The organism is Ideonella sp. B508-1 (assembly GCF_000333615.1).
Lineage (GTDB): Bacteria > Pseudomonadota > Gammaproteobacteria > Burkholderiales > Burkholderiaceae_C > Ideonella.
The window spans coordinates 1-7,088 of record NZ_BADL01000265.1; the positions used below are offsets into that span (position 1 = coordinate 1).

Genomic DNA, 7,088 nt, shown 5'->3' on the forward strand with positions numbered 1-7,088 from the left:
GTGCAAGGCCAGGCCGTGTGGGTCAAGGTCACGCTGCCCTTCTGATGCAAGGGATGGGGTTTCGGCCCCATCTCATCGGGCAATGGCGCAGGGCTTCAGGCCTTGCGCACCGTCTGGCTGGGCGACTCGCCGAAGTGCGCCTTGTAGTCGGCGCTGAAGCGGCCCATGTGGCTGAAGCCCCAGCGCAGGGCCACCGAGGCCACGCCGCCACTGACCGGGCCGGCCAGCAGCTCGGTACGCACCCGCTCCAGACGGATGTTGCGCAGGTACTGCATGGGGCTGATGCCGCAGAAGTCCTGGAAGCCGGCGTACAGGCTGCGCAGGCTCACACCGGCGATCTCGGCCAGGGTGTCGGCGCGGACGGATTCGTGGGCATGGGCCTGCAGGTACTCCTGCACCCGCTTGACGTGGCGGGGCAGCACGGCCGAGCGACGTGCCAGTGGCGAGGCGGTGAAGTTGTGCGCCTGGCAGGACAAGAGCGATGACGCCACCAGTTGCTCCAACTGGCCCACCACGATCTTGTGGTCGGAGAGCTGGATGGGCTGCTCCGCCCAGTCCACCAGGTAGCGCACCAGGCAGTTCCAGGCGGCCTGGTCACGCCAGCGGAATCCCAGCGCAAACTGCAGGCGGGTGTCGGGCTCGCGGCCCAACTGCGCCGTCAGCATGCGCTCCAGAAAGGGCCGCGCGATGCGCACCATCAGCTGGTCACAGTCGGCGCTCCAGTGCATGGTCGTGCCCAGGTGGGCACTGATGACCGTGGCCACATCGGGTGTTGATTCCACGCTGTCGTGGCCGCAGCTCACGTCGGCATGGCCATGCAAGGGCATCATCACCAGGAAGAAGTCGTCGAGCTCGCCGGGTTCGATGCGCACCTCGGCGCCATGGCTCAGGCGACTGAGGCTCACATCGCCAAACGTGAGGTGGTGCATGCGCGCGTCAAGGCGCTGGCCCTGGCCCACCACACGCAGGGCATGCGGCTTCATCACCCGTGACACCAGGGAGCAGGTCTCCTCGAGATCACGCGAGGCGAACAGCTGCCGTGCGGGGGCGCCCAGCATGGCTCGGTACAGGCCAGCGGGCTGGGAATGGGTGGCAGGCATGGGCATGAGACCTCCTGGGCAACACGCGGGGCGCAACAAGCCGGTGCAGCAGCGACCGGCGCCGGCGGGTCATACGCAAAAGCAATGCCAAGCCTGAAATAAACTTTAGAACTAAATTCATGCAAAAGAAGCGGTGATTTCCCTAGCGCATGACGCCACGCAGGTGCTTGTGCACCATCAAATGGCACCCAGAAATGTGCATAGGTGAAGCTTCTTCTTCTGAGTGATTACCTCGGCAGAGCGCGCCAGTTCGCGCGGGTCTGTCCAGATCGCGCAGTCTTTGTTCGAATCCTGCAGACATGGCATTTGCATGACTCTTCATTGATTGATCTCTAAACGATCTGTCCGCACAGTCACCTCAACGGCACGACGGGTGTGCCGACTGTTTGGAGGTGATGGCGATGGCCGAACGCTCGTTCGTCGAAGAGGTCAAGAAGCTGCGCCTGGGGGCCGGAGAGGTCTTCAGCGGTGAAGGCATCCTGGCCGTGACCAAGGCCTTGCTCGAGTCGGGCGTGGCTTATGTGGCGGGCTACCAGGGGGCGCCGATATCCCACCTGATGGATGTGCTGGCCGATGCCCAGGACATCCTCGCCGAGCACGGCATTCGCTTCGAGAACAGTGCGAGCGAGGCCACCGCAGCGGCCACGCTCGCGGCCTCCGTGAACTACCCGCTGCGCGGCGCCGTGACCTTCAAGGCCACCGTGGGCACCAATGTCGCCTCGGATGCGCTGGCCAACCTGGCCTCGGGCGGTGTGCTGGGCGGCGCGCTCATCATCGTGGGCGAGGATTACGGCGAGGGCTCTTCCATCATGCAGGAGCGCTCGCACGCCTTTGCGATGAAGTCGCAGATGTGGCTGCTCGACCCGCGTCCCAACCTGCCGTGCATTGTGCAGGCCGTCAGGGATGGCTTCGATCTGTCCGAGGCCAGCAGCACGCCGGTGATGCTGCAGTTGCGCATCCGCGCCTGCCACGTGCACGGCCAGTTCGTGGCCAGCGACAACCGCAAGTCGACCTTCACCATCCAGCAGGCGCTGGCCCAGCCGCAGCGGGATGTCAACCGCATCGTGCTGCCGCCGGCCAGTTTCCTGCACGAGAAGGAAAAGGTTGAGCAGCGCTGGCCCGCCGCCGTGCGCTTCATCCAGGAGCGAGGCCTCAACGAGTTCTTCTCTGAAGATGCCGACGACGTGGGCGTGGTGGTGCAGGGCGGCAGCTACAACACGCTGATCCGCGCACTCAACCACCTGGGCCTGGCCGATGTGTATGGCGAATCCAAGCTGCCGCTGTACGTGATGAACGTGGCCTACCCCCTGGTGGACGCCGAGTTCGAGCGCTTCTGCCAAGGCAAGCAGGCCATCCTGGTGCTGGAAGAAGGTCAGCCCAACTTCGTCGAGCAGAACGTGGCCGACATCCTGCGCCGCCTGCGCAGCCCCACCGCGCTGCACGGCAAGGATCTGCTGCCTCTGGCGGGTGAATACAACACCGCCACGATGGTCAAGGGCCTGGGCGCCTTCCTGCGGCAGTACGGCAAGCTGCCCGCCGAACACACGGCGCGCAAGGTGATCCCCTTGATCGCTGCATCTGCTGCGCCCCCCGTGCAGCCGGCTCCCCTCGAGCACACCGTGGCCACCGCGGAGCTGGCTGCCAACGTGCACGCCCGCCCTCCCGGCTTCTGCACCGGCTGCCCCGAGCGCCCCATCTTCACGGCCATGAAGCTGGTGGAGCGCGAACTGGGCCCGCACCACGTCACGGCCGACATCGGCTGCCACCTGTTCTCCATCCTGCCGCCGTTCAACATCGGCGCCACCACCATGGGCTACGGCCTGGGCGCGGCCAGCGCGGCCGCCTTCAATGTGCCCGATGGCAAGCGCGCCATTTCGGTGATGGGCGACGGCGGCTTCTGGCACAACGGCCTGACAAGTGGCATCGCCAACGCGGTCTTCAACCGCAGCGACAACCTCACCATCGTTGTCGACAACAGCTACACCTCGGCCACGGGTGGGCAGGACATTCTGTCGTCCAAGGCACTCAACGCCACGCGCAGCACGGGCCATGAAATCGAGCAGGCGGTGCGCGGCGTGGGCGTCAAGTGGGTGCGCACGCTCAAGCGCACCTACGACCTGAAGGCCATGACGGCCACCCTGCGCGAGGCGCTCACCACCTCCACCAAGGGCCCCAAGGTGCTGGTGGCACAAAGCGAGTGCATGCTCAACAAGCAGCGCCGCGACAAGCCCAAGGTGCGCAAGGCCATTGCCGCCGGTGAGCGTGTGGTGCGCGAGCGCTTTGGCGTGGATCCCGACACCTGCACGGGCGACCACTCCTGCATCCGCCTGTCGGGCTGCCCATCACTGACCATCAAGCCCAACCCCGATCCGCTGCGCACCGACCCCATCGCGGCCGTGCAAGACAGCTGCGTGGGCTGCGGCTTGTGCGGTGAGGTGTCGCATGCCGCCGTGCTGTGCCCATCCTTTTACCGCGCCGAGATCGTCACCAACCCCACGCGGGCCGACCGGATCCGTCAGCGTCTGCGCCAGGCCGTCATCAGTTGGCTGCAGCGCCGCGATGCGCAGCGTCGCGCCCAACTCGCCTTCTGAAACGTGCATGACCGGAGCCACCCCATGACCCAGCAACAACCCATCAAGATCGCCATCCTGGCCATGGGCGGCGAAGGCGGCGGCGTGCTCGCCGACTGGATCGTCGACCTGGGCGAACACCATGGCTGGCACGCGCAGACCACCTCGGTGCCCGGCGTGGCCCAGCGCACGGGGGCCACCATCTACTACGTCGAGCTGCTGCCACCCAACCCGCAGGCCCCCAACCGACAGCCCGTGCTGGCCCTCATGCCCATGCCCGGCGACGTGGACGTGGTGCTGTGCTCCGAGCTGATGGAGGCCGGCCGTGCCGTGCAGCGTGGCCTGGTCACGTCCGACCGCACCACGCTGCTCACGTCCACCCACCGCGTCTACGCCATCGCCGAAAAGGCCGCGATGGGCGACGGCCGCGTCAGCGACGAGGTGCTGCTCAAATACGCGCAGGCCGCCGCTCGCAAGTTGGTGAGCTTCGACATGGCTCGCGCGGCCGAGGCGTGCGGCAGCGTCATCAGCGCCGTGCTGTTCGGTGCCTTGTGCGGCACGGGAGCGCTGCCGTTTGGTCGGGCGGACTTCGAGGCCACCATCGAGCGCGGCGGCGTGGGGGTCAAGCCCAGCCTCAAGGCCTTTGCGCGCGGCTGCCAGGAGGCCATGGGGCAGGGCGCCTCGGCCGCTCCGGCCAAGCCCGCCGTGCCGGCCCCCGCGCCGCGCTCGCCCGAAGTGATCGCGCTGCTGGCTCGCGTCCAGCGCGAGCACCGGCCTGCTTGCCAGGACGTGGTGCGAGAAGGCGTGCGCCGTCTCATCGACTACCAGGATGCGGACTACGCCGTGCTCTACCTCGACCGGCTCGCCCAGCTGACCCAGCGTGCCGCGCCCGATGACGACACCCTGGTGCGCGAGACCGCCCGCCACTTGGCGCTGTGGATGTCCTACGAGGACACCATTCGCGTGGCCGACCTCAAGATTCGCGACAGCCGCTTCCAGCGGGTCCACAGCGAGGTGCGTGCCCAGGCCGATCAGCAGGTGCACATCAACGAGTTCATGCACCCGCGCATCGAGGAGATCTGCGAGACCTTGCCCGCAGGACTGGGTCGCTGGTTGGCCCAACCCCATGCGGTGCACCGTCTGGTGGCCGGCTGGACGCGCGAAGGCCGGGTGGTGCGTACGTCCAGCCTGCGCGGCTTTGCCCTGCTGTGGCTGCTCTCGCGCTGGCGCGTGGCCCGCCGCAGCACCCTGCGCTTCGCGCTGGAAAACGAACGCATCGAGCACTGGTTCCAGCGCGTGCTGGCCCTGGCGGGCCCCCATCCCACGCTGGCCCTGGAGGTGGCCCGCCTGCAGCGCCTCGTCAAAGGCTATGGCGACACCCATGCCCGCGGCCTGCGCAACTACCAGACGCTCATGGGCGTGCTCGACCGACATGCCCCCCAGTTGGCCCCCGCCAGCCTGGCGGGCCTGCGCGACGCCGCCTTGGCCGATGAACATGGGCATGCCCTGAAGGCGGCCCTGAGCAAGCAGGCGCTCAACGCCTGAAGGAGACAACGATGAGCACCCCCGCCGCCCGCCACTTTCGCCGACCTCATCGCATCCGCTTCTCGGAGTGTGACCCCGCCGGCATCGTCTTCTACCCGCAGTACTTCGTGATGTTCAACGACCTGCTCGAAGCCTGGGTCGACCACATCCTGCCCGGGGGAGGCTTCACCGGCTACATCCTGGGCCAGCGCCACGGCATGCCCTCGGTGCGCATCGAGGCCGACTTCAAGGCGATCAGCCGCATGGGCGACGACGTCGAGCTGACGCTGGACGTGGTGCACATCGGCCACCGATCGCTGGTGCTGCAACTGGCTTGCGTCGGCACCGATGGCGAGCTGCGCATGCAGGCCCGCCAGACCCTGGTGACGACCTCGCTGGTGACCCACGAAGCCATCCCCATCCCCGACGACCTGCGCCGTGCGCTGGACGCCGGCCATTGACGACGCCCCCAACAAGACCCCATTCGCCTGACCAGGAGCCACACATGAAGATCGTCTGCATTGGCGGCGGCCCCGCCGGCCTGTACTTCGGCCTGCTGATGAAGCTGCAAGACCCGAGTCACGAGGTCGTGGTGATCGAACGCAACCGCCCCTATGACACCTTCGGCTGGGGTGTGGTGTTTTCGGACGCCACCGTCGACCACCTGCACGAGGCCGACCCGGTGTCGGCGCGCAGCATCGCCGACGAGTTCTCCCGCTGGGAAGACATCGAGGTGCACTTCAAGGGGCAGGCCATCCGCACCACCGGCCACGGCTTCATCGGCATCGGTCGCAAGCGCTTGCTCAACATCCTGCAGGCCCGCTGTGAAGACGTGGGCGTGCAGCTGGTGTTCGAGACCACGGTCACCGACGACCAGGCCATTGCCCGCGAGCACAACGCCGACCTGGTCATCGCCAGCGACGGCATCAACAGCCCCATCCGCACCCGCTATGCCGACAGCTACCGGCCGGACATCGACACGCGGAACTGCCGCTTCGTGTGGCTGGGCACCCGCAAGGTGTTCGACGCCTTCAACTTCCTCTTCGTGCAGACCGAGCACGGCTGGTTCGCCGCCCACGCGTACCGGTTCGAAAACGGCATGTCCACCTTCATCGTTGAAACCCCCGATGACTGCTGGCACAAGAGCGGCCTGGAGCAGATGAGCCAGGAAGAGGGCATCGCCTTCTGCGAGCGCCTGTTTGCACCTTGGCTGGACGGCGAGCGTCTGATCACCAACGCCACGCATCTGCGCGGCTCGGCCATCTGGATCCGCTTCCCGCGCGTCATCTGCGAGGGCTGGGTGCACTGGAACGAGGGCTTCGAAATTGCCCCCGGCCAGCAGCGCGACGTGCCCGTGGTGCTGATGGGCGACGCGGCCCACACGGCGCACTTCTCGATTGGATCGGGCACCAAGCTGGCGCTGGAAGACGCCATCGAGCTGGCCCGCAGCCTGGCGCACACCCAGGGCGACCTCCGTGCTGGCCTGGCCCACTACCAGGCGGTGCGCAGCGTCGAGGTGCTGAAGATTCAGAACGCCGCGCGCAACTCCACCGAGTGGTTCGAAAACGTGCGCCGCTACGCCGATCTGGAACCCGAGCAGTTCACCTACTCGCTGCTCACCCGATCTCAGCGCATCTCGCACGAGAACCTGCGCCTGCGCGACCCACGCTGGGTCGATGGCTACGAGCGCTGGCTGGCCGGGCGTGCGGGTGTGCCGGTGGCCGATACCCAGGCCGCGCCCCTGCCCATGCTCAACCCATGGACCGCGCGCGGCCTGACCCTGCGCAAACGCGTGGTGGTCTCGCCCACGCTGCTGCAAGCCGCAGGCGACGACGGCGTGGCGGGCGACTTCCATCGCATGTACCTGGCCAGCCGTGCGCTGAGCGGCGCTGGC

Annotated in this window: 5 protein-coding genes; 4 read left to right on the forward strand and 1 reads right to left on the reverse strand. The window is 67.2% G+C overall.

Features of this window, described 5'->3' with window-relative positions; translation table 11 throughout:
* Positions 1-95: 95 nt before the first annotated feature.
* Positions 96-1,106, reverse strand: coding sequence for an AraC family transcriptional regulator (locus tag I73_RS11170; RefSeq protein ID WP_022980688.1), 1,011 nt, complete (start codon positions 1,104-1,106; stop codon positions 96-98).
* Between the two features lie 395 nt (positions 1,107-1,501).
* On the opposite strand from I73_RS11170, the gene I73_RS11175 reads away from it, so the two are divergent.
* From I73_RS11175 to I73_RS11190, 4 genes are all read left to right on the forward strand, one after another.
* Positions 1,502-3,691, forward strand: coding sequence for an indolepyruvate ferredoxin oxidoreductase subunit alpha (locus I73_RS11175; RefSeq protein WP_022980689.1), 2,190 nt, complete (start codon positions 1,502-1,504; stop codon positions 3,689-3,691).
* 24 nt (positions 3,692-3,715) lie between these two features.
* On the forward strand, positions 3,716-5,215 hold the full coding sequence (locus tag I73_RS11180; protein ID WP_022980690.1) for an indolepyruvate oxidoreductase subunit beta family protein: 1,500 nt from the start codon (positions 3,716-3,718) through the stop codon (positions 5,213-5,215).
* Positions 5,216-5,226: 11 nt separating this feature from the next.
* The gene (locus I73_RS11185) at positions 5,227-5,655 is read left to right on the forward strand and encodes a thioesterase family protein (RefSeq protein ID WP_022980691.1); all 429 of its coding nucleotides are present in this window, start codon (positions 5,227-5,229) and stop codon (positions 5,653-5,655) included.
* A gap of 44 nt (positions 5,656-5,699) precedes the next feature.
* Positions 5,700-7,088, forward strand: a 1,389-nt coding sequence (locus tag I73_RS11190) for an FAD-dependent monooxygenase (RefSeq protein ID WP_022980692.1), incomplete at its 3' end; no start/stop codon positions are given.